Annotated in this window: 25 protein-coding genes; 10 read left to right on the top strand and 15 right to left on the bottom strand. The window is 57.9% G+C overall.

Annotation, left to right across the window (positions count from 1 at the left end):
• Positions 1-75 precede the first annotated feature (75 nt).
• On the bottom strand, positions 76-384 hold the full coding sequence (locus V5D86_RS07735; protein WP_414596110.1) for a hypothetical protein: 309 nt from the start codon (positions 382-384) through the stop codon (positions 76-78).
• 488 nt (positions 385-872) lie between these two features.
• On the opposite strand from V5D86_RS07735, the gene V5D86_RS07730 reads away from it, so the two are divergent.
• From V5D86_RS07730 to V5D86_RS07720, 3 genes are all read left to right on the top strand, one after another.
• Positions 873-1,133 (top strand): H/ACA ribonucleoprotein complex subunit GAR1, encoded by a 261-nt coding sequence (locus tag V5D86_RS07730; protein ID WP_414596109.1) that lies wholly within the window; start codon positions 873-875, stop codon positions 1,131-1,133.
• Positions 1,099-2,031 (top strand): transcription initiation factor IIB, encoded by a 933-nt coding sequence (locus V5D86_RS07725; protein ID WP_414596108.1) that lies wholly within the window; start codon positions 1,099-1,101, stop codon positions 2,029-2,031. Before V5D86_RS07730 ends, V5D86_RS07725 begins: the two co-directional genes overlap by 35 nt.
• Before the next feature lie 69 nt (positions 2,032-2,100).
• Complete coding sequence (locus V5D86_RS07720; protein WP_414596107.1) at positions 2,101-2,451, top strand: hypothetical protein; 351 nt, start codon at positions 2,101-2,103, stop codon at positions 2,449-2,451.
• Here V5D86_RS07720 and endA read toward each other — a convergent pair.
• Both endA and V5D86_RS07710 read right to left on the bottom strand, forming a co-directional pair.
• A complete protein-coding gene (gene endA / locus V5D86_RS07715) occupies positions 2,441-3,493 on the bottom strand; it encodes a tRNA-intron lyase (protein ID WP_414596106.1) in 1,053 nt (350 codons plus the stop codon). The genes V5D86_RS07720 and endA overlap by 11 nt on opposite strands.
• Positions 3,494-3,576: 83 nt before the next feature.
• Positions 3,577-4,905 (bottom strand): TrpB-like pyridoxal phosphate-dependent enzyme, encoded by a 1,329-nt coding sequence (locus tag V5D86_RS07710; protein WP_414596105.1) that lies wholly within the window; start codon positions 4,903-4,905, stop codon positions 3,577-3,579.
• Between the two features lie 202 nt (positions 4,906-5,107).
• Here V5D86_RS07710 and V5D86_RS07705 point away from each other — a divergent pair, with 202 nt between their 5' ends.
• From V5D86_RS07705 to V5D86_RS07680, 6 genes are all read left to right on the top strand, one after another.
• Positions 5,108-5,590, top strand: coding sequence for an ArsR/SmtB family transcription factor (locus V5D86_RS07705; RefSeq protein ID WP_414596104.1), 483 nt, complete (start codon positions 5,108-5,110; stop codon positions 5,588-5,590).
• A 6-nt stretch (positions 5,591-5,596) separates the two neighbouring features.
• Positions 5,597-7,753, top strand: coding sequence for a CDC48 family AAA ATPase (locus V5D86_RS07700; RefSeq protein WP_414596103.1), 2,157 nt, complete (start codon positions 5,597-5,599; stop codon positions 7,751-7,753).
• A gap of 61 nt (positions 7,754-7,814) precedes the next feature.
• Positions 7,815-8,300, top strand: a complete 486-nt coding sequence (locus V5D86_RS07695; protein ID WP_414596102.1) for an Hsp20/alpha crystallin family protein — start codon at positions 7,815-7,817, stop codon at positions 8,298-8,300.
• Positions 8,301-8,427: 127 nt separating this feature from the next.
• On the top strand, positions 8,428-9,372 hold the full coding sequence (locus tag V5D86_RS07690) for a transcriptional regulator (RefSeq protein ID WP_414596101.1): 945 nt from the start codon (positions 8,428-8,430) through the stop codon (positions 9,370-9,372).
• On the top strand, positions 9,369-9,989 hold the full coding sequence (locus V5D86_RS07685; RefSeq protein WP_414596100.1) for a hypothetical protein: 621 nt from the start codon (positions 9,369-9,371) through the stop codon (positions 9,987-9,989). The genes V5D86_RS07690 and V5D86_RS07685 overlap by 4 nt, the downstream gene beginning before the upstream one ends.
• A complete protein-coding gene (locus V5D86_RS07680) occupies positions 9,986-11,116 on the top strand; it encodes a type II CAAX prenyl endopeptidase Rce1 family protein (RefSeq protein ID WP_414596099.1) in 1,131 nt (376 codons plus the stop codon). The genes V5D86_RS07685 and V5D86_RS07680 overlap by 4 nt, the downstream gene beginning before the upstream one ends.
• Here V5D86_RS07680 and V5D86_RS07675 read toward each other — a convergent pair.
• Together V5D86_RS07675 and V5D86_RS07670 are read right to left on the bottom strand one after the other, a co-directional pair.
• Complete coding sequence (locus tag V5D86_RS07675; RefSeq protein ID WP_414596098.1) at positions 11,080-11,778, bottom strand: sugar phosphate isomerase/epimerase family protein; 699 nt, start codon at positions 11,776-11,778, stop codon at positions 11,080-11,082. The genes V5D86_RS07680 and V5D86_RS07675 overlap by 37 nt on opposite strands.
• 56 nt (positions 11,779-11,834) lie before the next feature.
• Positions 11,835-12,221, bottom strand: a complete 387-nt coding sequence (locus V5D86_RS07670; protein WP_414596097.1) for an RNA-binding domain-containing protein — start codon at positions 12,219-12,221, stop codon at positions 11,835-11,837.
• A 101-nt stretch (positions 12,222-12,322) separates the two neighbouring features.
• Between V5D86_RS07670 and V5D86_RS07665 the strand changes: the two genes are divergently transcribed.
• Positions 12,323-13,756: a DNA-directed DNA polymerase II small subunit gene (locus V5D86_RS07665; protein ID WP_414596096.1), complete on the top strand. Its 1,434-nt coding sequence runs from the start codon at positions 12,323-12,325 to the stop codon at positions 13,754-13,756.
• Between the two features lie 106 nt (positions 13,757-13,862).
• Here the strand turns inward: V5D86_RS07665 and V5D86_RS07660 are convergent, their stop codons facing one another.
• From V5D86_RS07660 to V5D86_RS07615, 10 genes are read right to left on the bottom strand one after another with little or no spacing between them, the layout of a single operon-like run.
• Positions 13,863-14,009, bottom strand: coding sequence for a hypothetical protein (locus V5D86_RS07660; protein WP_414596095.1), 147 nt, complete (start codon positions 14,007-14,009; stop codon positions 13,863-13,865).
• On the bottom strand, positions 14,006-14,641 hold the full coding sequence (locus tag V5D86_RS07655) for a V-type ATP synthase subunit D (RefSeq protein WP_414596094.1): 636 nt from the start codon (positions 14,639-14,641) through the stop codon (positions 14,006-14,008). The genes V5D86_RS07660 and V5D86_RS07655 overlap by 4 nt, the downstream gene beginning before the upstream one ends.
• A gap of 4 nt (positions 14,642-14,645) precedes the next feature.
• Positions 14,646-16,025, bottom strand: coding sequence for a V-type ATP synthase subunit B (locus V5D86_RS07650; protein ID WP_414596093.1), 1,380 nt, complete (start codon positions 16,023-16,025; stop codon positions 14,646-14,648).
• Between the two features lie 5 nt (positions 16,026-16,030).
• A complete protein-coding gene (locus V5D86_RS07645) occupies positions 16,031-17,761 on the bottom strand; it encodes a V-type ATP synthase subunit A (RefSeq protein ID WP_414596092.1) in 1,731 nt (576 codons plus the stop codon).
• The gene (locus tag V5D86_RS07640) at positions 17,762-18,067 is read right to left on the bottom strand and encodes a V-type ATP synthase subunit F (RefSeq protein ID WP_414596091.1); all 306 of its coding nucleotides are present in this window, start codon (positions 18,065-18,067) and stop codon (positions 17,762-17,764) included.
• A complete protein-coding gene (gene ahaC / locus V5D86_RS07635) occupies positions 18,067-19,122 on the bottom strand; it encodes an ATP synthase A1 subunit C (RefSeq protein WP_414596090.1) in 1,056 nt (351 codons plus the stop codon). The genes V5D86_RS07640 and ahaC overlap by 1 nt, the downstream gene beginning before the upstream one ends.
• Positions 19,123-19,127: 5 nt before the next feature.
• Positions 19,128-19,685, bottom strand: a complete 558-nt coding sequence (locus V5D86_RS07630; RefSeq protein WP_414596089.1) for a V-type ATP synthase subunit E — start codon at positions 19,683-19,685, stop codon at positions 19,128-19,130.
• 19 nt (positions 19,686-19,704) lie between these two features.
• Positions 19,705-19,935, bottom strand: coding sequence for an ATPase (locus V5D86_RS07625; protein ID WP_414596088.1), 231 nt, complete (start codon positions 19,933-19,935; stop codon positions 19,705-19,707).
• 2 nt (positions 19,936-19,937) lie between these two features.
• The gene (locus V5D86_RS07620) at positions 19,938-21,992 is read right to left on the bottom strand and encodes a V-type ATP synthase subunit I (protein WP_414596087.1); all 2,055 of its coding nucleotides are present in this window, start codon (positions 21,990-21,992) and stop codon (positions 19,938-19,940) included.
• Positions 21,993-21,996: 4 nt separating this feature from the next.
• The gene (locus tag V5D86_RS07615) at positions 21,997-22,329 is read right to left on the bottom strand and encodes a hypothetical protein (protein WP_414596086.1); all 333 of its coding nucleotides are present in this window, start codon (positions 22,327-22,329) and stop codon (positions 21,997-21,999) included.
• Positions 22,330-22,338: the final 9 nt, after the last annotated feature.

Genomic DNA, 22,338 nt, shown 5'->3' with positions numbered 1-22,338 from the left:
TATACACCCTAACCCATCCTTGGTCTGAGCCGCTTTTTTTCAACTTAACAAAGGGTTTCTCGCGTGGCTGAAGGATCAACTCTTCAGAACGACGACCAGGAAGATGGCAACGGCGATAAGGGCACCGATGACGACTCCGATAAGGTCGATGATGGCATTGTAGATGACATCCCACGTGTTGACCTCGGTGAAGGGAGAGATCCCGCTGTCTGCGGTCAGATAGACCCAGACGATACCGAGGACAAGACCGATGACAGCCATCGCGATTCCGGCGGACCTGCTCTTTCCAGAGCCGAAGTACGCGGAGAACGCACCCGTCACGAGAAGGACGAGGGCGAATGCAAGGACCACAAGGGTCAGGAAAGACATGCTGAGAATTTCCATGTTGTACCTCCGAATGTTTACCCGAATTCGGGCATCTTGACTACCGCAACACAATAGTTCCTATTTAATAGATGCTTAGGCCACCAGCATGCTGACGGCCCTCGGATCCCGTATGTGACGCCCGACACCGCGCCTTCAAAGAGCCAGCTCTCGGGACCCTGCGTCCGATACCGTATCCGGGTCGCATAGCATTCGGTGAACGACGTTGAAGTCCACAACGATATCGGATCCAGACATGCATGGATCCCACACACGTTCCGAACCACGCCCGAATCCGATCTCCGTCACAGGAGATGCGGACCGCCGTCCACCCATCGTTTTTACCCTATGGATACATAATCCAGGTAGAATGCATCCAGACAGAACGGATTTTAAGGAGAACAAACAGATTATTTCTATCTAGTATATGAATAAAATCCAATAATTTAAATAGTATGAGTATATTAGTATAAGTAAGTCGTTTTTGACCGAACTTGGCCGTGTGTATTATGGATGTTCTTGGAGAGGTGGAGGAACTGACCTGCGATGGCAGGATAATCGTCCGCTGCAAGGTCCTTCCAGACATCGGCGATGCGGTGTTTCTCAACAACGAGAGACTTGGAACCGTAGGAAGGGTTTTCGGGCCAGTAGACGGCCCATACGCCTCGGTCAACCCGTCCAAGGGTATGACCGCGAACAAGGGAAGCATAACGTTCTTCAAGGGGAGAAAACGCGATGCCAAAGACAAGAGAAGGAACAGAAGAGATTGAAGTCTGTCCCGAGTGCGGCAGCCACCACCTGGTACGCGACTATGAGCGCGGAGAGCTGCTATGCGAGGACTGCGGACTGGTCCTGGATGACCAGTTCATCGATCAGGGCCCCGAATGGAGAGCATTCGATGTGGAACAGGGAGAGAAACGTGCCCGTACCGGCGCACCGATGACCTACACCATCCACGACAAGGGACTCTCTACCGAGATCTCATGGAAGAACAAGGACAGCTACGGTAAGAGCATCCCCACCAGAAACCGTGCACAGCTCTACAGGCTGAGGAAGTGGCAGAGAAGGATCCGTGTGTCCAATGCCACCGAGAGGAACCTGGCCTTCGCCCTGTCCGAGCTGGACAGGATGGCCTCGGCCATGGGACTTCCCAGGAACGTCAGGGAGACGGCCGCGATGATCTACAGGAAGGCGGTCAACAAGAACCTGATAAGGGGAAGGTCCATCGAAGGTGTCGTAGCAGCCTCGCTGTACGCCGCGTGCAGGCAGTGCGGCGTTCCCAGGACCCTCAACGAGGTGGCGGACTCCAGCCGCGTCGGGAGGAAGGAGATCGGGAGGACCTACAGGTTCATGACCCGCGAGCTGAAGCTGAAGCTGATGCCCACCAAGCCCCAGGACTACGTCCAGAGATTCTCCTCCGAGCTGAAGCTCAGCGGAGAGGTCCAGACCAAGGCCGCGGAGATCCTCAAGGACGCGTCCGAGAAGGAGCTGACATCGGGCAGAGGGCCCACAGGCGTGGCGGCGGCCGCGATATACATCTCCTCGATCCTGTGCAACGAGCGCAGGACCCAGAGGGAGGTCGCCGACGTCGCGGGAGTGACCGAGGTCACCATAAGGAACAGATACAAGGAGCTCACAGAGAAGCTCGGGATCGAGATCCAGCTCTGATCCCAGGAGGCTCCCGGAAGGGAGCCTCCGACACCATTCTTTTAACGCTCCCGTGCGCTACACGGGATCATGACTGAGGACAACCAGAGGCCCAGCAAGCACATCTGCCTCACCCGCAGGGCACCGCTGGGGATATCGTGCGACCCGGAACTGGACATGTTCCAGGCCCTGGCCGACCCGGACGTGCTAACGCTTGTCAGGGGCCTCTCGAGACAGGAGGTCCGCTCCCCGTTCCCGGACGGACTGTTCGGACTGGATCCCGCGAGGACGAACGCGGCCATCAGAAAGATGAGGGATGCCGGACTGATATCGTCCCGTCGCGACGGCAACGACCACGTCTATTTCCTGAACCACCCCAGGTTCAGGGACCTCGAGAACTTCGTGAAGGGTCTGCTGGAGGAGCCGGAGATCAAGGCTTGAACCACTTGAACTCCAGGTATTCAACCTCGTTCTTCCTGACGAGACCGAAGAGGATCTCCTTCTTCACGCCGCCGGAAAGGCGGACGGTCCTGGATATCTCGGGCCACATGCGGATGTCGCTCTCGGTCACGGCATGTACCAGATAGCGTGCGTGGGAATCGTCGGGAGAGGTCTGATAGACCCTGAAGTGCGTCCCGTACTTGAACCCGGTCTTGACGACCAGCCCCCTCTCGCGAAGGTCCGAGTACACCATGTACCTGATCCTGAACTCGTTCTGTACGGACTCCCCTACATTCATGAGGTCGTCGAACCCGAGCGGCTGGTCGTTCTGGTCCAGAACGGTCAGCTTCCCCTTCCCCACGAGATGTATGCTCTCGATCAGGGACAGCTGGAGCGCCTCGACCATGGACTTCCCGTAATAGCCGTAGTCCCTGAGGGCCTCGGAGTGCGACCTGTCGAAGACGAGTACGCGGTCCGATATGAGATGTCCCACGGGCTTCCCGGATATGGGCTCGGGATAGACCTTCCCCGAAGGGTCGCGCAACGAGAGCGTGTAGTATGTCAGATCGCCCTCCTCGTCGACCACGCCGTACAGGAGCTTCTTCTTCTTTTCGGACACGTAGGAGGCCTCGCGCACGGATTTCGAGATATCGACCGCGGTCCTCTCGGAGACCGCACGGACCATGAACTCCGGGCGGGAGTTGCTCATGGTCTTTCCGCGGGGGAACACGGATATGTCGTAGTCCCCAGTCTCGAACTTCACGATGAACCCGCGGTTCCTGAGGTCGCGATACACGAGGTACTTGATGTCGAACCCGTCCGACTCGGCCGACGCATGCCTGAAGAGCTCCTCGAAGAGCATCGCCTTGCCGTCGGACAGGACCTCGAGCCTGCGTCCTTCCAGCAGATATACGGCCTCGATGAGGTCCAGATCGACACCGCCCCCGCTGCGCGGATAGCCGAAGTTGCCTCTGGTGTAGAGCCTGCTGCCTTCGCTCTGGTCCCTTACCTCGACACGGTCACCTACTAGAATTCCCGCCATCGCCTCTGCGAACAGTTCTCGATATATAATGGGCAGGACGGCCGAGGGCCGTCCGTGCCTGGCGTTTGAAAAAGTCCCGGACGTCACACGTCCACGGACGAGGACTGGAGCGTCCCGGCGATGTACTGGTCGTACCCATACAGGTCAACCAGCCCGTGTCCCGAGAGACAGAACACGATGGTCTTCTCCTCACCGGTGCTCTTGCACTCGAGGGCCTTGTCTATGGCGGCCTTGATCGCATGACAGGACTCGGGGGCCGCGACTATGCCCTCAGTCTTGGCGAACGTGCACCCTGCCTCGAACGTCTCCGGCTGATCGTACGCCGTGGCCGTGAGCAGGTTCTGGTCGTACGCGGCGGACACGAGGGGCGACATGCCGTGGTACCTGAGCCCGCCTGCATGGATGCTCTTCGGGATGAACTCGCTCCCGAGGGTGTACATCATGACGAGCGGGGTCAGCCCTGCGGTGTCCCCGTAGTCGTATCTGAACTCGCCCTCCGTGAGCGACGGGGCGGCCTTGGGCTCGACGGCGATGATCTCCGTCTCGGACCTTCCCCTGATCTTCTCGGCCATCATGGGGAACGTGAACCCTGCGAAGTTGGATCCCCCGCCGACGCATGCGATCATGTAATCGGGCGTGATCTCCGCCTTCTTCATCTGCTCCATCGTCTCCAGACCGATCACGGTCTGATGCAGCATGACGTGGTTGAGGACGCTTCCGAGCGCATAGCATGTGTTCTCGTTGTTGACGGCGATCTCGCAGGCCTCCGATATCGCGATACCGAGGGAACCCGACGTGTCGGGGTGCTCCTTCAGGATCTTCTTCCCGAACTCGGTGTACTCCGACGGGGATGCATAGACCTCCGCACCGTAGAGGTGCATCAGCGTCTTCCTCAGAGGCTTCTGATTGTAGCTTCCCTTCACCATGAACACGGTGGTGTCGATGTCGAACATGTTGGACACCATGGCCAGCGCGGTCCCCCACTGGCCCGCCCCCGTCTCGGTGGTCAGGGTGTGAACTCCGGACTCTGCGTTGTAGTACGCCTGTGCCAGGGCCGTGTTCCCCTTGTGGCTCCCGAGGGGGCTCTGATCCTCCCTCTTGAAGTAGATCTTCGCGGGGGTCTTGAGGTATTTCTCGAGACGGTACGCCCTCTGGAGCGGCGCCGGCCTGTTCAAGGAGATGAGGGCCTCCCTGACCTCCTCGGGTATGTAGATGAACCTCTCCATGGAGCCCTCCTGCTGGATGATGGGCTTGCAGAAGATGGGTGCGAAATCCTCTGGCTTCGCGACCTCCTTGGTCACTGGGTTCAGAGGAGGTTTCACGGGTTCAGGGAGATCTGCGGCGAGGTTGTACCACCTCTTTGGGATCTCTTCGGGATCCAGGGTGATGCGCGCATCTCTAGGTATTGTCATGATTGGTCGATGCATACATAGTATATGTACATAATGGTATTTTATTGTAATAAAATGTTCATTATAGTCAGAATATGATGTTATTCTCATCGATTTTGTAGAGACATGACAAAGGATAACACGCATAATTATAGAATACTTTATATAGAAGTTCAATCATACATAGAGGTTGTGAACTAAAGGTTAACAACCAGGAGATAACATGGACGACCTAGACATCCTACTCTCATTGGTCGAGAACCCCACCAGAAGGAGGATCCTCGAACGCATAGTGAGGGAGCCCAGCTACCCGCTCCAGCTCTCCAAGGAGCTTGGAGTGAGCACACAGGCCGTGGTGAAGAACCTCACCCTGATGGAGCAATGCGGGGTCGTCGAGAGGACCGAGGTAAGAAGCGAGATGGGACCCAACCGCTCCCTGTACAGCCCCTGCACCGAGTTCACTCTGATCGTGGACATGAGGACCCATGCGTTCTCTGCGAAACTGATCGGTGCCGAGGACGCGAACGAACCGGAACACACGGACATAGCCCGCAGACTGGATGAGATAGACGAACGGATAGAGGAATTGGATCGGGAGAGGTCCCGCCTGCTCACTGAGAGGAGTGCCATTGCCGCATTCATCAAGCAGACGGACGAGAACGGGAACGAGGACGGCATGACCGTCCGGATGGACGAGCGGAGGTGAAGGAACATGGTAGCAGACAAAGCAATCAAAGTAGCCGAGCTGAAAGCAGGTGAGACGGGCAGAGGGATCGTCAGACTCGATCCCGCACTGATGGATGTCTTGCAGATCAAGGTCGGCGACATAGTGCAGATCGACGGCGGCAGGAAGACCGTCGCGAAGGTCCTCAGGGGAGCACCTGAGGATGCCAACCTGGGAATAATCAGGATGGACGGCTCGACCAGAAGGAATGCCGGCGTATCCCTCGACGAGAGGGTCGGGATAAAGAAGGTCGTGGCGAAGAACGCCGAGAAGATCACCTTCTCCCCCACGGAGCAGCTGAGGCTGCAGGGCGGGGAGGAGTACCTCAAGCAGGTCCTCGACGGACGTGCCATCGGGAAGGGCGACACCATCACCCTGAACGTCATGGGCAACAAGATCGACCTGATCGTCACCTCCTTCTCGCCGTCCGGGGAGGCCGTGATGATGTGCGGCTCCACCGAGGTCAAGGTCTCGGACAAACCGGCCGCGAACAAAGGGGACGTGCCCAAGGTATCCTACGACGACATCGGAGGGCTCGGAGACGCCGTCAGGAAGATCCGCGAGATGGTGGAGCTGCCGCTCAGACACCCGGAGCTCTTCAAGAGACTCGGAGTCGAGGCTCCCAAAGGAGTGCTCCTGCACGGACCTCCCGGGACCGGGAAGACCATGCTGGCCAAGGCCGTCGCGGGGGAGACCAGCAGCAACTTCATAACCATCGGGGGCCCGGAGATCGTCAGCAAGTTCTACGGAGAGTCCGAGGGCAAGCTGAGGGAGATCTTCAAGGAGGCCGAGGAGAACGCCCCGAGCATCATCTTCATCGACGAGATCGACTCGATCGCGCCCAAGCGCGAGGAGGTCACCGGCGAGGAGGAGCGCAGGATAGTGGCACAGCTCCTGTCCCTGATGGACGGTCTGAACTCGAGGGGAAAGGTCGTGGTCATCGGGGCCACCAACCGTCCGAACTCCATCGACGAGGCGCTGAGGAGGCCCGGGAGGTTCGACCGCGAGATCGAGATAGGCATCCCGGACAGGAACGGGAGGCACGAGATCCTGCTGATCCACACCAGGGGCATGCCCCTTGCGGAGGACGTGGACCTCGACTGGCTCGCAGACAAGACCCACGGGTACTCCGGAGCGGACATATCCGCCCTGACCAAGGAGGCGGCCATGGCCGCGCTGAGGAGGGTGCTCCCGGACGTGGACCTGGAGGCCGAGGAGATCCCCAGGGAGGTGCTGAACAGGATATCCGTCACCGCGAGCGACTTCAAGTCCGCACTCAGGGACATGCAGCCCTCCACCATGCGCGAGGTGCTGATCGAGAAGCCCAACGTCAAGTGGGACGATATCGGGGCCCTGGAGAGCGCCAAGCAGGAGCTGAAGGAGGCCGTCGAGTGGCCCCTGAAGTACGGCAAGGTGTTCGAGCACATGAGTGCCAAGCCGCCCAAGGGGATCCTGCTGTACGGCCCGCCGGGGACCGGGAAGACCATGCTGGCCAAGGCGGTCGCGACGGAGTCCGAGGCGAACTTCATCGCGGTCAAGGGGCCCGAGTTCCTGAACAAGTGGGTCGGGGAGTCCGAGAAGGCGGTCCGCGAGACGTTCAGGAAGGCCAGGCAGGCATCCCCCTGCGTGATCTTCATGGACGAGATCGACTCGATCGCACCCGAGAGGGGGAAGGGCGGGAGCGACAACGGAGTGACCGAGAGGGTGATCTCCCAGATGCTCACCGAGATGGACGGGCTGGAGAGCCTGAACAACGTGGTGGTCATCGCCGCCACCAACCGCCCGGACATAATGGACCCCGCGCTGCTCAGGCCCGGGAGGTTCGACAAGTCGATCATGATCGGCCCGCCGGACGAGGCCTCCAGGGAGGCGATATTCGGCATCCACACGAAGAACAAGCCGATGGCCGAGGACGTGAGCCTCTCCGATCTCGCCGCCAAGACCGACGGGTGCACCGGGGCCGACATCGCGGCCATCTGCAACGAGGCCGTGATGAACGCGGTCAGGAACCTGATCGCAAAGGGCGGGGAGCCCTCGGACGAGGACATAGGCAACTGCAAGGTCACCAACGAGGACTTCGACCAGGCACTGGAGAAGTTCGGACCGAGGAAGAGGGCCGAGCTCTCGGAATACGGGGCCGAGTGAGGCCCCCGACCAAACCATTTCCCCTCCGAAAGGAGGGAAACGATTCGAACGAGGTGAGAAGATGAGTACAGATGACATTTGGAACGACCTCTTCGGAGGTTTCGACAGCCTGAACAGAAGGATCGAGGACATGTTCTCCCAGATGGACATGTCCGGTCCCGAGGTCAAGACGTATGGCTACACCATGTGGCAGGGCCCCGACGGGGTCAGGCATGTCAAGGAATACGGCAACAGCGGAAGCAGACTGGGCGCCCTCGGGCCATCCGAGAGGGCAGAACCGTTCACCGACGTGTCCGAGGAGGACGAGGTCGTCAGAGCGGTGGCGGAGATCCCCGGCGTGGAGAAAGGGGACATAGGGCTCACCTGCACGAAGAACGTCCTGAGCATCAAGGTCCACACCCCAGGAAGGGAGTTCGAGAAGGACCTGGCACTGCCCTGCGACGTCGATGTGGACTCCGCGAAGGCGGAATACAACAACGGACTCCTGGAGGTCACGCTGGACAAGATATCCGCGCCCTGCGAAGGGAAGACGATAACCATCGCCTGATCCGTGCGATACGGACGGCGCAGATACCTCCTTGCAATGGGAAACCACGTTCCGGCGATGCCGGCATTCGCATCGTCGGAACGGCCTTCTCGTAATATTAAATAGAAGTTCTGACACTATGACAAGCATGGGCAGGAACGAGCTGATCAACACCACCCGCGCCATCCTGGCGAAGGCAGGATTCGACGTCTCCTCGGCACTGACCATGAGGGGGATCTGCTTCGATGTCGTGGCAAGGCTCGACGAGAGGGTCCTCCTGGCGAAGGTCCTCAGCAACGTGGACGCGTTCTCCAAGGACAACGCCTCGGAGATGAAGACGCTGGCTGAGGCGCTCGGGGCGACCCCGCTCGTCATCGGCGAGCGCTCCAGCTCGGGGAACCTCGAGCCCGGCATAGTATATTCAAGATTCAACATATCCATCGTCTCCAACGAGACATTGGCCGACCTTCTTCTGGAGGACTCCCCTCCATTCATCTTCGCGGCGCCCGGCGGCCTCTATGTGAAGCTGGACGGCGTCCTCCTGAAGTCCGCACGCGAGAACATGGGCATGAGCCTAGGCGCAATGGCGGAGATCGCAGGAGTGTCCAGACGCACCATCCAGATGTACGAATCGGGCATGGGTGCGATGATCGATGCCGCCCTGCGCATCGAGGAGAGCCTCGGACTCCCCATCATCGAACCGATAGACCCGTTCGAGTTCAAGGAGGATGAACGCGTCAAGGAAGCACGGGAGGACAGAGCGCCCGTGGACACCTTCGCTGTGAACCAGCTGTGCAACCTCGGGTTCTCCGTGAGGCCCGTGGTCCGCAGCCCGTTCGAGGCCGTCAGCAGCAACAGCAAGGCCCTCATGCTGACGAGCTACGGCTCAGACGACGAACGTCTGGCACAGCGGGCCCTGGTCGCGTCGGACATCGCGCGCATCATGGACCACTTCTCGATCCTGATCGTGGAGAAGAAGCACGACCGCGACAACATCGATTCCACCGCGGTCGTGTCGAACGAGGAACTGAAGAAGATCGACGCTCCCGAAGAGCTGACGAACCTCGTCGCCTCGAGGGGGACCCGCAAATGATCTCCATCCGCGTCGGGGACTGCGACGTGGACATCCTCCCGATCGTCAACGGCCTGACCTCGGAGGAGGAGAAGGTCCGTTCGGCGTACGGGTCGTACGAGGCATATGCGGCCGCTATGAGCATAGAGGGCATCCAGGCGATAAAATCCAGGGTGCAGCTCAACGACGACTTCGAGGTCAGCGAGTTCGACATCGCATACTCGAAGAGGATGATGTCCCTGACGGGCGAGGAGATCAGGATCCCTTCGCCTGCCATCTGCGTCCTGGTGGACCTGGTGGCATCCGAGGGGAACAACGTGATCCCCTTGGACATGAACGACTCGGAGTTCACGGACATGTACTGCGAGACCGTGCCGGCATTGGATTTCGTCAAGGAGCACAAACTCGCCAAGAAGGGCATGAAGAAGAACTTCAGATCGACGTCCCCCGCGGATTTCGCCGTGGAATGGGACGAGTTCATAAACGACGGCATCAAGAGCTACAGGAAGGTCTCCCAGAACCGCGAGAGATACATCGCGAGACAGATCGCGGATGTCGCGAGATACAGGAAGAGCCTGCTCGCCGTGATCGAGGTGGAGCGCGCAGAGGGCGTCGCCGCCATACTGAGGAAGACATGAGCTGCGACCGCTGCGACGAGTTCAGGGACAGGGGCGAGAACTTCTGTCCGTTCTGCGGGGAGGAGTTCCGCGAGGACTGCCCCTCCTGCGAGGAGTACAAATCCAAGGGATCCAGGTTCTGTGCCGTGTGCGGAAGGCGCTTCTCGGCCGCCCCTGCGCCCCGGAGAAAGGATACGGACACCGAGTCGACGTTACGTTCGATATCCGTATGGATCGTTCCGATCGTGCTCCTGCTGCTGATCATAGAGACCGCGTATCTCGTCGGAGGCACCGTGTCCGTCTGGGACTGGGCATCGACGCGCTCGATGGACATACTGGTCCTGATCCCCAACCTCGTGGTCGCGACCACCATCTCCGGTGCGGGGCTGCAGATCGCATGGATATTGCTGGAGGTCTCGATCCTGATATCCATAGCCGTTATGGGCTATCAGACCTGGAAGGTCCTGTCAAGCAGACCGGAGCCCATGAAGAGCACGATCGTCGAGACCCCGCTGTACAGCGTATCGATGATATTCGGGGCATCGTTCGTGATGAGCCTAATCACGGCCATGATCTCCATGATGCTCGGAAGCGGGATCACCCCGCCGGGCGACATGGCCTCGGGGAACACGCCCCAGGCGCTGCTGGAATTTGCCGATGCCGCCGTGTGGGAGGAGGTCATCACCCGCATGGCCTACATCGGGCTGCCCATGATGGTCGTGGGCTACGTGTGCAAGAGGAAGGGTTCGTGGAAGTTCCTGTTCGGGGGGTTCGGTATGAGCCGCGTGGCGATGGTCCTCATCGTGATATCCGCACTGGTGTTCGGATTCGCCCATATGCCCGGATGGGGATTCTCCAAGGTGATATCGTCCACTGTGGCAGGCCTGCTGTTCGGATATCTCTACGTCAAGGTGGGTGTGCATGCATCCATCCTGGTCCACTTCCTGACAGACTACCTCGCAGTGGTGGTACTCACGGGACTCATGGGCATCATCTCGATAATGACGCTCGCGATAATGGCCCTGGGCGCGATATGCCTCGTGCTCCTTGTGATGAAGCTCATCAAGGCGCCTGCGAGGATCAGGGAGATGCCAAATTGGGTGCCGCCGGTTCAGGAGAGCATGTTCTCCAGACGCGACAGGGACTGAACGGCCGACTCCAGGCTCTTGGACTCGATGATCCAGTTCCCCTCGTATCCTCCCATCCTGCGGATCACGTGCTGGAAATCTATCTCCCCATCGCCGATGGTCAGATGCTCATCCTTCTGACCGTTGTTGTCATGGATGTGGATGTTGACGATCCTGTCGCCGAACGAATCGATCATCGCATCTATCTGCCCGGTGGTGTTGGCATGGCCGATGTCGAAACATACCCCCAGGTCGGTCCCGTCGACGATCTGCCCGAGCTGCTCCGCGGAACGTCCCAGGAAGAACGGCATCGAAGGCATGTTCTCTATCGCCAATGTTACATCCATCCCGGACACGTACCTGTCGAGGGCCCTCATGGATTCCTTCGCGTACCCCACGGCCCTCTGCTCCAGCCCTCCGACCGCCATGGACGTTAGCCCGGGATGGACCGTCACCACCTTCGCTCCGATCTCGACGGCGGCATCGATGTTCGCGATGGTCTCCTCCAGGGATGCCTCCCTCAGGCGATCGCTCATAGCGGCGATGTTCCAATCGCATATCGGGGCGTGTACCTGGCATCTGAGGCCGTTCTCGGACACTATGTCCGCGACCTTCGAAGCATCCGCATAGATGCAGTTGTCGGCCTCCGAGAATATCTCCCAGAGCCCGAAGGACTCCGACACCCGTGCCGCACATTCTGCCAGAGGACGGCTGCTCAGCTCGGTGCAGGAGATCCCGATCAGACCTTCACCTCCTCGCCGTCCACGGTCACGGGTGCGACGCGGTCGATCAGTGACATCAGGTCGTCATCCTCCACAGTGACCTCGATCGCACCCAGGACAGGGTTCCTGTCCGCGAATGAGATCTTGCCGACGGTGGCCACCTGCTTGTTCACCAGCATGCGCGTGCGGTTGCCGCGGATGTTCATGATCATCACCGCACGGGTGGCGTCGAGGATCTTCTGTTTCCTGATCAGCTGGGAGAACCTGTCCAGACCCGCCGTCCCCTTGTACAGTCCGTCGGAAAGGTCGACCTCTGCATCCGGGAATATGGCGTTTATCGCTGCCAGGACCTTGTCCGGGTCCTCGCTGGGATTCACGGGGCATCTGATGCTGATGAGGGTCATGTACGGAGAGACGAGGTTCGCATACTTAAATCCGAACAACGACGGGCCCGGATGGGATCCACCCGGAATGCAAAATATAGGAGGCGGGATATCCCTCCATCATGAGAGGTGAGATTCTGTCCGAGGCGGCGAAGAAAGGGCTGTTCCTTTCGCCCGAAGCCCTGGAGATGGTGTTGTCCAACGACCGTCCGATGGAGTTCATCAACACCGTGTTCGCTCACATCTCGAACAACGTCATGTTCATCGACAAGAAGGATGTCATGGACTGCATCGCCGGTGACAAGGTCATATTCGAATCTCCCAAGGAGATCGTTCCCCGCAACAAGTTCACATCGGACATCCATATCGTGAAAGGGACCGACATCACGGGCGAATCCACCTGCGAAGGCAAGATCAACGACTTCGCCCAATACTTCAAAGCACGCTACTTCTCCCTCAGAAGGCTCATCGAGAAACGCCACGACTTCGGGAGGGGTATGGACATCGCCCGCGCCAAGACCCTGGACAGGGAGATCAAGGTCGTCGGGATAGTCTACGACAAGGCGACCACCAAGAACGGCCACACGATGCTGACCATCGAGGACGATACGGACACCATCAAGGTGTTCATCTCCAAGGAATCGCCACTAATCACCGAGACCTTCGTGAACGACGAGGTCATAGGGATAGTCGGCAAACCGAACAGGGAGAGGACCATGATCATCCCCGACAAGATCGTCCGTCCGGACATTCCCAAGAACCATGTGTGGGAGGAATCGGACACCTCGTCCAAGGTCGCGTTCCTGTCGGATGTTCACGTCGGGAGCACGACATTCCTGGAGAAGGATTGGGAGAGGATGGTCGCATGGCTGAAGGCCAACTCCATGAAGGAGGAGATCAACTACCTGATCTTCCCCGGTGACGTCGTGGACGGTATCGGAGTGTTCCCCAATCAGGATACTGAGCTGAGCATCAAGGATATCGATGATCAATATGCCAGACTTGCCGAGTATCTCAAGGAGATCCCAGATCACATCAAGATGGTGATACATCCCGGGAACCACGACGCCGCACGTCTCGCAGAACCCCAGCCCGCACTGAACCAGAGGTTCACGAAGGGATTCGACTCCAACATAATAATGACCGGGAATCCGGTCTACATGGACATCGAGGGCAGGACCGTCCTCACATACCATGGCAAGAGCATGGACGATTGGATTGCGGCCGTCCAGAACCTCACCTACGACGATCCTCTCCAGGTCATGAAGCAGATGTGCGTCCGCAGACACCTTGCGCCGATATACGGGCAGAGGAATGCGTTAGCTCCCGAGAAGAAGGACTACCTGTCCATGGACCTTGTTCCGGACATCTTCGTGTCGGGACACGTCCACGGTGCCGGAGAGGAGATATACAACGGGGTCAGGATGATCAATGCGTCCACATGGCAGTCTCAGACCGAGTATCAGAGACAGCACAACTTCAACCCCGATCCGGGGATAATGCCGATAGTGGACCTCGGGACTGGAAGGATCTCGATGCGTAACTTCCACGAGTGAGCGCGACTGCCGCGTACCCGTCCACAGGAGAAGATGGACCGATACGGTCCGACAGAATCATTGTTGAGGTTTTCCCCTCTGCCGTGGCAGAGGGGGTTGAATGGTTTTAGAGACCCATGATGAGGACCGCGATGATGATGAACGCTCCCAGCACCAGCATGCCGTATGCGGCAACCCAGATCACTGTGAACGTCCTCTTCAGTTTGACCGGGTCGTCCCTGATCTCTCTGATGCGGTCCTCCATGGATTTCATTCTTCGGCGGCTCCTTTTCTCTTCAGGTGCTTGAGACGAGTGGTGTTCTCACGGTCCATCTCTTCGAGACTGAACTTGACGAACCTCTCCGCCTCTTTGAGCTCGGGAATGATCTTGAACTCCAGTGCGTTCACACGCCTCTTGGTCTTCTCGATCTCATCGAGCAACTTCTTCATGGTGGTCTCGACCTCGGCGGCACGGACCAGCGTGTCGAGAAGCTTCTCGAACGCGGCCGCGGCCTCCTCGATGTATGCGGAGGTGGAGATCACACCATAGCCCTTGTCGACCATGTTGGTGTGGATCTTCTCTGCCTCTACCTTCGGGACCATCATTCCCATGATGCTCTTGCTTCCGAGTTTCACCTGCGGGTCCGCCTTAAGGGCGTACGCCGCGGACTTCACGGCGATCTCTCCCTCGACCGCTCTGGCGATGGTGATCTTCTCCATTGCCGACTCGTAGTCGGAGGAGACTCCCTCGCGCATCTTCCTGGCCTTCTCGAGGACCTCGAAGAACTCGATGATCAGACCGTCCCTCTTCATCTTGAGGATCTTGTATCCTCCCTGGGTCAGTTTGATCCTCTTCTTCAGGTCCAGAAGGACGGAACGGTTGGGGGTGACATCGTGTGCTGCCATAGGATCACTTCTTGGGCAGGTACTTCTCGATGTACTTGCGGTCGATCCTGGTCAGCTGGTCGAGGTCGAGCTCGGTGAAGATCTCCCAGGCGATGTCCAGGGTCTCCTCGATGGAACGGTCCTCGTCGATTCCCTGACGGACGATGCGGTCCTCGAAGACATCGGCGAAGTCCAGGAGCTTCCTGTCCTTGGCGGACAGAGAGTCCTTTCCGACGATTGCGACCAGACCACGGAGGTCCTTACCCTCAGCGTACGAGGCGTACAGCTGATCGGAGACTCCCTTGTGGTCCTCACGGGTCTTGCCCTTTCCGGTTCCGCCTCCCATAAGCCTCGAGAGAGACGAGGAGACGTTGACGGGCGGGTAGATTCCGTTTCTGTGCAGCTCCATGGACAGAACGATCTGTCCCTCGGTGATGTATCCGGACAGGTCAGGGATCGGGTGGGTGATGTCCCCTCCGGGCATGGAGAGGATGGGGATCTGTGTGATGGATCCCTTCTTGCCCTTGATCCTTCCTGCACGCTCGTACAGCTGTGCGAGATCGGTGTACATGTAACCGGGGTAACCGCGCCTTCCGGGAACCTCCTCACGGGCGGCTCCGATCTGACGGAGGGCCTCGCAGTAGTTGGTGATGTCGGTCATGATGACCAGCACCTGCATTCCCAGCTCGAACGCCATGTACTCCGCGGTGGTCAGACCGAGACGGGGAGTGAGGGTACGCTCGACGGCAGGGTCGTCCGCGAGGTTCAGGAAGACCACGGCGTTCTTCAGAGCGCCGGTCCTCTCGAACTCCTTCATGAACATCTGCTTCTCTTCGTTGGTGATACCCATGGCGATGAACACGACGGCGAACTCCTCGTTCTCTCCGCGGACCTTCGCCTGCCTGGCGATCTGCAGTGCGATCTCGTTGTGGGGAAGACCGGACTGGGAGAAGATAGGCAGCTTCTGACCCCTGACCAGAGTGTTCATTCCATCGATGGTGGAGATTCCGGTCTGGATGAAATCAGAGGGGCTGTCCCTTGCCCAGGGGTTGATGGCCGCTCCGGTGATGTCGAGCTCCTTCTCGGGCACGATCTTGGACCCGCCGTCCAGAGGCTCTCCGGCTCCGGAGAGGACCCTGCCCAGCATGTCCTTGGAAACGGGCATCTTCATGGTCTCGCCGAGGAAGCGCACGGATGCGTCCTTGTCGATACCGGATGTTCCCTCGAAGACCTGGACGACGACGAGGTCGTCGGACGAGTCGAGGACCTGTCCCCTCCTCATGGTTCCGTCGGACATCCTGATGTTGACCATCTCGTAGTATCCGACGGGCTCGGTCTTCTTGACGTAGACGAGGGGTCCCGCGATCTGAGAGATCGTCTTGTACTCTTTGGAAATGTCTGCCATTCAACTCACACTCCCAGCTCTGCGAACTGCTTGTCCATGTCCTCGCCGACGGCCTTGAGCTCGGCATCGGTGTTGTCCTCGTACTTGGCCTGGTTGAACCTGGTCCTGACGGGGAGGTACGCGATCTTGTCGACCTGAACGCCTGCCGCGAGTGCCTTGTCCGCGAGGTCGGAGTACTTCTTGATGAGGGTCATCATGGTGTACTGCCTCTCGATGGGACAGTAGCAGTCGACGGGGTGGTACGCGTTCTGCTGGAGGAAGATCTCACGGATCATCTTGGCGACCTCGAGGGTGATCTTCTGCTCGTCGGGCAGAGAGTCGGATCCGACCATCTGAACGACCTCCTGCAGCTCGGACTCTTTCTGGAGGGTCTGCATCGCCCACGACCTGAGCGCGGGGAAATCCTCGGCGACATTCTGCTTGTACCAGTCGACCAGCTGCTTGTCGTACATGGTGTACGAGGTCAGCCAGTTGATGGTGGGGAAGTGACGCCTCTCCCTCAGCTTGGTGTCCAGTGCCCAGAAGACACGGACGATACGGAGGGTGTTCTGAGTAACAGGCTCAGAGAGGTCTCCTCCGGGAGGAGAGACCGCTCCGATGACGGAGATGGACCCGTCGTCACCGCAGAATGCCCTTGCACGGCATGCACGCTCGTAGAACTCGGACAGACGTCCGGCGAGGTATGCGGGGTAACCCTCCTCTCCGGGCATCTCCTCGAGCCTCGAGGAGATCTCACGCATGGCCTCTGCCCACCTGGAGGTGGAGTCGGCCATGAGCGCGACGTTGTATCCCATGTCACGGAAGTACTCGGCGATGGTCATTCCGGTGTAGACGGAAGCCTCACGGGCCGCGACAGGCATGTTGGAAGTGTTGGCGATCAGGACGGTCCTCTTCATGAGGGACTCGCCGGTCTTGGGGTCCACGAGTTCGGGGAACTCGGTCAGAACCTCGGTCATCTCGTTCCCGCGCTCTCCGCATCCGATGTACACGACGATCTCTGCGTCGGAGTACTTGGCGAGGGACTGCTGGGTAACGGTCTTTCCGGTTCCGAATGCCCCGGGGATGGCCGCGGCTCCTCCCTTCGCGAGGGGGAACATGGTGTCCAGGACCCTGAGTCCGGTAACGAGGGGGACATCGGGCTGGTACTTCTCGGCGACGGGCCTGGGGACACGGACGGGCCAGAACTGGACCATGCAGATATCCTTGCCGTCGATGACGGCGACGGTCTCGTCAACGGTGAAGGACCCGCTCTTGATGGAGTCGACGTTCCCGTTCTTGATTCCGATGGGGGCCATGATCTTGTGGACCATGGGTCCCTCCTGGACAGTACCGATGACCTCTCCGCCGTTGATCTTGTCGCCGGCGTTGACAGCGGGTACGAAGTCCCATTTCTTCTCGTGATCCAGTCCAGGTGCGGAAACCCCACGGTAGATGAAGTCGCCCATCTTGTCCCTGAGGACGGGGAGAGGCCTCTGGATTCCGTCATAAACGGAGGTCAGAAGTCCGGGTCCCAGCTCAACGGACAGGGGTTTTCCGGTGTTCGTGACGGGCTCGCCGGGTTTGATACCGGACGTGTCCTCGTAAACCTGGATGATGGAGTAGTCGCCGACGATCTTGATGACCTCTCCCATCAGCTGCTCTTTACCAACATGGACGACATCGTACATCTTGGGAGAGATACCGGTGGCAGTCACCACAGGTCCTGCGACCCTGTAGATTACACCTTCAGTGCTCATTTATTCATCCTCTGATTTGTATAAGTCAACTCCAATCGCTCTCTTGACCTTCTCACGGAGATCGCTCTGATCTCCGCCGACGGGCACCACGACAGGCTGGATCGAATCCATGACCTTGTGCCTCACGGCAAAAGAGAGGTTGTCTAGGTCCTTCGCATCGACAGCGAGGATACCTATGTTGGGCTGGGACATCGCCTCCAGCATCTTTTCCTGGTAATTGTCTTTGTCAGCCACGAATACGCGCCTGATGCCGGCCAGTCTGAAGCCGAGCACAAACTCATCGTTGCCAATAACTGCGATCTCCATCAGATCACCAGCAGCCCTTTGATGGTCTCTGTGTCCAGTCCGCTCTCGATTCCTCTGGAAATGGTCCTGATGTTGCCGACCTCGATCTCCTTGTGGATCATGTAGTCGAGCACAGGAACCACTGAAAGGGGGTACATGTGAGAGAACTTCTTCGCGGCGGCGATCTCGTACTTCTTCATCTCAGTGACGATGTCCCTGATGCTGACAGCGTCCTTCTCGACGAGATCCTTGATGGTCTCATAGAAGTCAAGCTGAGACAGGTCAGACACTGCGGCGGAAACGGTCTCGGCATTGGCGAGCTGTACGGCCAGCCTGTTGTCGATCTGTTTCCCTCCGGGAATGATGTACTTCATCACGGTCTCCCCATAGATCCCCTCTGCCTTGAGCTTGAGGATCGTCTCGAGGTTCCTGATGTCGATCTCCATCCTTACGTAGTCCTGGAACATCCTGGTGGGCCTGGAAGAGGGGTCAATGCTCTTCAGCAGCTTCACGTAGTAGTTCTTGTCCAGGTAGTCCTCGATCTCTCCGAGGTTCTCGCTCGCCTTGAACGAGGTGAGAACGTCCTGAGGGATGATGACGTGTACCATCTTGCAGTAGTTGGCGATTATGTCGTCCACATTGTCGAGGGCGAGCAGCTTCTCCAAAGATTCGGATCTGAGGCTTCCGGCAGGGACAAGATCTTCCCTGATGCCGTCAGCGTCGAGGCCGTATGACTTCCCGCGGAGGATAACCTTCAGGTTCCAGGCATCCCACTTCTCGAGGTACGCCTCAACCATCGTATTGAGTTCACCCTGTGAAGCTCCGAGGATGCTACTGAAGACCTTCGCCATGTTGACGTAGGTCGCGTGCTCGACGAGGTCGATTCCCTCGATCCTGCCGGCGAGGTCGGTCATCTCTTTCTGATAACCAGACTCGCTGATGTAGCGAGAGATCTCGGGGACGCTCATCTGGAGCATCTTGTTGTAGTCCTCTTCCTTCAGGAGAAGGGCCTTCTTGGCCTTCACCCTGGACACGGTGTACGCGTAGTTTCCTGCTCTTCCGCTGCGGTTGAACATAGGTCTCACCCGAACAGGATGTCGGACACTGCTTTGATCTCGCGGTCCCAGATGGACTGAAGAAGCGTCGAGTACTGCATGTCGATCTCAACGGATCCGTCCTCGCTCTGAAGGATCAGCCCGGAGGTGATCCTCGCGTCCTTGACGACGGACTTGACACCGAGCTCCGCTGCGGTGAAGTCGTCGTTCTCGGACATGAGAGCGACGGGTGCATCGATGATACCCTCTGCGACCTTGACCATGGCCTTGTAGTGCCTGAGCTTGTCCTCTGTGGAGGCGTTCTCCAGGTCGGAAAGCATTCCGTCAAAGGCCTCGGCAAGGAGTTCCTTCTTCTTGGCCAGGACGATCTTCTTGCTCTCCAGCTCTGCGCTGGACATCTCCTGGCGGTTGAGGGACTCAATTGCCTCTTTGAGCCTCTTGTCCTCTTTGTCTTTCAACTCAGCGATCTTCTTGTCCGCGTCGGCAGAGATCTTTGCGATCTCCGCATCGGCCTCCGCCTTGATGGCGGCCGCCTTGACGTCGGCATCCGTGAGGATCTCCTGAGTTACGTTCGCTAGTGCCATGAGGATACCTCTTGGCTGCTCAGTTCGCCATGACGAAGATTCCGAGGATAGCGATGACCAGTCCGAAGATGACGATGGTCTCGGGGAGAACCATGAAGATCATTGCCTTTCCGAAGAGAGACTGGTCCTCGGTGATAGCTCCGACTGCTGCTGCTCCGACGTCTTTCTCAGCCATTCCGGCTCCGAGTCCGGTCAGTCCGACTGCGAGTCCTGCTCCGATTGCGATAAGTCCAACTCCAATATCTGCCATTTTCATACCTCTTTAGTTGCTTCTGTGGAAACGGTTTTGTTGCGTTTGATTTTGAGGGGCGCGTACTCCGTACCTCCTCCCTCAAAGAACTTGGCCATAAGCTCGACCATCTGCAACCTGAGACCGTGGAGACCCGCAGATAGGATAGCGAGAGTCCAGATCATGAGATGCAGGAAGGCGAAAAGGAGCAGACCGATGATGTCCATGACACCGAACGTGTTAGTCACTGTACTAACATCGCCGACGGTGACGATCTCGACACCTGCGACCATTCCCAGAGCTATGTAATTGAAAGCCAGGGCCATACCGGCCTTGGACATACCAATAGCAGCCAGACGAGTATACGAAAGGATGTTTCCTACGATTCCGGGCAGTTCGAGAACAGCCTGGATTCCCTCGTGTTTGATGTTCATGATCACTTCGACGACGATGAGAACCGCACCGATCAGAAGGAACGGCATCAGTTCGGACATGTCCTGCCCATAGATCAGGAACATTGCGAGTGCGTAACATACGAGAACGAGTCCGATGAATCCGAAGATCCACCCTCCCTTCTCCTTGAACGCGTGGGCAAATCCATACTGGATGTGTTTGTTGTACAGTGCGCAGAAGTATCCGATCATCAGGTGAACGATACCGATGTACACGGACAGCTTGAGGAGGAATCCGACGTGGAACAGTTTTCCGACACCGGTCTCGTAAGGCAGAATACCTCCGAAGATCGCAGGCAGGTTGTCGAGACCCAGCAGCATCTGCCAGGAATACTCCACAGACAACATGTGATGCGACGTGACGAAGTGCATTCCCAGACATTCTCCGAAGAAGAACAGTCCGAAAATGAATGCCCAGATGCCTCCGAAGAACAGCACTGTAGCGATAGCGCGCCAATCCTTGTGATGCGTGACCTTGAGTCCATACGCTCCAAGGATTATGAACGGGATGGCGTATCCCACATCTCCGACCATGAGTCCGAAGAACAGCGGAAGGAAGATTGCGATCAGGATGGAAGGGTCAATCTCCTGATACTTGGGCACCGACACGAGCTTGGTCGGATACTCGAATTCCTTCACGACTTTTCCATTGTTGAACTTAGTCGGAGCGTCTTTGAACCTCGGCTCTGCTGCCTCCGATTCGGCCATCTTCCTGCCGCGAGTCTCCTCGACCTCGACGTAGATGCCCTCGACCTTGGATTCGAGTTCCGTCTTGACGGTCTCGACCTTGGAAGTGGGAACCCATGCGTCGATGACGAAGGTGTACTCACTGTTGGCGATCCTTACGGGGATCTCTCCCTTCTGGACCTGGATAGACAGCTCCTCTTCGGAAGCGCTGAGGAAGTCCTTGTGTTTTTCCAGAAGACTCTCCAGCTCTTTCGAGACATTCTCCATCTCCGCCTCGGCGTCCTGGATCTCACGGTCCGTCCTGGCAAGGGCGGAGGCTGCGGACCCGGTGTCTTTGGGAACGGCGATCTCAGAGAAGCCGTTCTCGGAAAGGACAGACTGGACTGCGTCCTTGTCTGCGACCTTGGCGAACACGGCGATGACGTTGCCTTTCTTCTTGTCGAAGGATGTGAAGATCTCACAGTCCATGCCGGAAAGCATGGCGGTGGGATCCTCGACAACGGTACCGACGAACGAGACTATGCTCCTGTATCCGGAGTAAAGCTCGAGATCGATCGGCATGTCGGAAAGAAGCTCAAGATTCTTCTTCGTAGCGTTTAAATCGGTGATTCTCTGATTGAGATCATTCCTCTTGTCAAAGACGGCATTGATCTCCGTCTCTGCAAGTTCGACGCTGTCAGATGATATCTGGCTCTTGATCTCTTCCTCAGAAATGGGCTGGGTCTTCGCATTTTTCGCGATTCCCAATCCCTTCTCCATCGCACGTACCTTCAAAAGCCTCTCAGAGACCTTAGAAGAATACGGACGAGGAGTTCCGAGGGAGAAACCATCATCCGCGCCGACGGTATGATCGATCAGGTGGATAGCCTTCACATCGTAGATGGCCTCGATGGCCTCATCGATATGGGATTTGGCTCCCACGATCACAATCCTACTCATCGACTCAGGAAGTGACATTTATGGTCCTCTCGAATTTTTCATTGAGAAAATCTTTGACTTCCTGCATTTTCGCCTTGGAAGAGCTCTCGATCCTTGCAGCCTCCTGCTTGCCAGTGGCAAGCATGGAGTCACGCTTGGAATCAAGGGCCTCTTTCTCCTTGGCGATGGCGGATTCGTAAGAGCTGCGCATCTGAGCCTCAGCGTCCTGAATCTTCTTTACAGAATCCCTACGGGATTCAGCGATGGCGGACTTCTTGTTTGCCTCAGCTTGTGCAACCTTGGCATCTGCATCCGCCTCCGCTTTCTTTATTTCCGAAAGTATGTCAGTTCGGCTCAAATTCAACAC

It is taken from the genome of Candidatus Methanoprimaticola sp. MG2 (genome assembly GCF_047501175.1).
In the GTDB taxonomy this organism is placed as follows: Archaea; Thermoplasmatota; Thermoplasmata; order Methanomassiliicoccales; family Methanomethylophilaceae; genus Methanoprimaticola.
The sequence above is the reverse complement of the archived record's forward strand: the minus strand, read 5'-3'. Positions and strand labels throughout refer to the sequence as shown.

Bases quoted from the DNA above. Each gene is read 5' to 3' on its own strand.
- V5D86_RS07655 (WP_414596094.1), bottom strand. From the start codon at position 14,641: ATGGCAGCACACGATGTCACCCCCAACCGTTCCGTCCTTCTGGACCTG.
- endA (WP_414596106.1), bottom strand. From the start codon at position 3,493: ATGGCGGGAATTCTAGTAGGTGACCGTGTCGAGGTAAGGGACCAGAGC.
- V5D86_RS07720 (WP_414596107.1), top strand. From the start codon at position 2,101: ATGACTGAGGACAACCAGAGGCCCAGCAAGCACATCTGCCTCACCCGC.
- V5D86_RS07700 (WP_414596103.1), top strand. From the start codon at position 5,597: ATGGTAGCAGACAAAGCAATCAAAGTAGCCGAGCTGAAAGCAGGTGAG.
- V5D86_RS07645 (WP_414596092.1), bottom strand. From the start codon at position 17,761: ATGAGCACTGAAGGTGTAATCTACAGGGTCGCAGGACCTGTGGTGACT.
- V5D86_RS07640 (WP_414596091.1), bottom strand. From the start codon at position 18,067: ATGGAGATCGCAGTTATTGGCAACGATGAGTTTGTGCTCGGCTTCAGA.
- V5D86_RS07665 (WP_414596096.1), top strand. From the start codon at position 12,323: ATGAGAGGTGAGATTCTGTCCGAGGCGGCGAAGAAAGGGCTGTTCCTT.
- V5D86_RS07620 (WP_414596087.1), bottom strand. From the start codon at position 21,992: ATGAGTAGGATTGTGATCGTGGGAGCCAAATCCCATATCGATGAGGCC.
- V5D86_RS07695 (WP_414596102.1), top strand. From the start codon at position 7,815: ATGAGTACAGATGACATTTGGAACGACCTCTTCGGAGGTTTCGACAGC.
- V5D86_RS07670 (WP_414596097.1), bottom strand. From the start codon at position 12,221: ATGACCCTCATCAGCATCAGATGCCCCGTGAATCCCAGCGAGGACCCG.
- V5D86_RS07725 (WP_414596108.1), top strand. From the start codon at position 1,099: ATGCCAAAGACAAGAGAAGGAACAGAAGAGATTGAAGTCTGTCCCGAG.
- V5D86_RS07730 (WP_414596109.1), top strand. From the start codon at position 873: ATGGATGTTCTTGGAGAGGTGGAGGAACTGACCTGCGATGGCAGGATA.
- V5D86_RS07625 (WP_414596088.1), bottom strand. From the start codon at position 19,935: ATGGCAGATATTGGAGTTGGACTTATCGCAATCGGAGCAGGACTCGCA.
- V5D86_RS07660 (WP_414596095.1), bottom strand. From the start codon at position 14,009: ATGAAATCCATGGAGGACCGCATCAGAGAGATCAGGGACGACCCGGTC.
- V5D86_RS07630 (WP_414596089.1), bottom strand. From the start codon at position 19,685: ATGGCACTAGCGAACGTAACTCAGGAGATCCTCACGGATGCCGACGTC.
- V5D86_RS07690 (WP_414596101.1), top strand. From the start codon at position 8,428: ATGGGCAGGAACGAGCTGATCAACACCACCCGCGCCATCCTGGCGAAG.
- V5D86_RS07705 (WP_414596104.1), top strand. From the start codon at position 5,108: ATGGACGACCTAGACATCCTACTCTCATTGGTCGAGAACCCCACCAGA.
- V5D86_RS07685 (WP_414596100.1), top strand. From the start codon at position 9,369: ATGATCTCCATCCGCGTCGGGGACTGCGACGTGGACATCCTCCCGATC.
- ahaC (WP_414596090.1), bottom strand. From the start codon at position 19,122: ATGTTCAACCGCAGCGGAAGAGCAGGAAACTACGCGTACACCGTGTCC.
- V5D86_RS07650 (WP_414596093.1), bottom strand. From the start codon at position 16,025: ATGGCAGACATTTCCAAAGAGTACAAGACGATCTCTCAGATCGCGGGA.
- V5D86_RS07735 (WP_414596110.1), bottom strand. From the start codon at position 384: ATGGAAATTCTCAGCATGTCTTTCCTGACCCTTGTGGTCCTTGCATTC.
- V5D86_RS07710 (WP_414596105.1), bottom strand. From the start codon at position 4,905: ATGACAATACCTAGAGATGCGCGCATCACCCTGGATCCCGAAGAGATC.
- V5D86_RS07680 (WP_414596099.1), top strand. From the start codon at position 9,986: ATGAGCTGCGACCGCTGCGACGAGTTCAGGGACAGGGGCGAGAACTTC.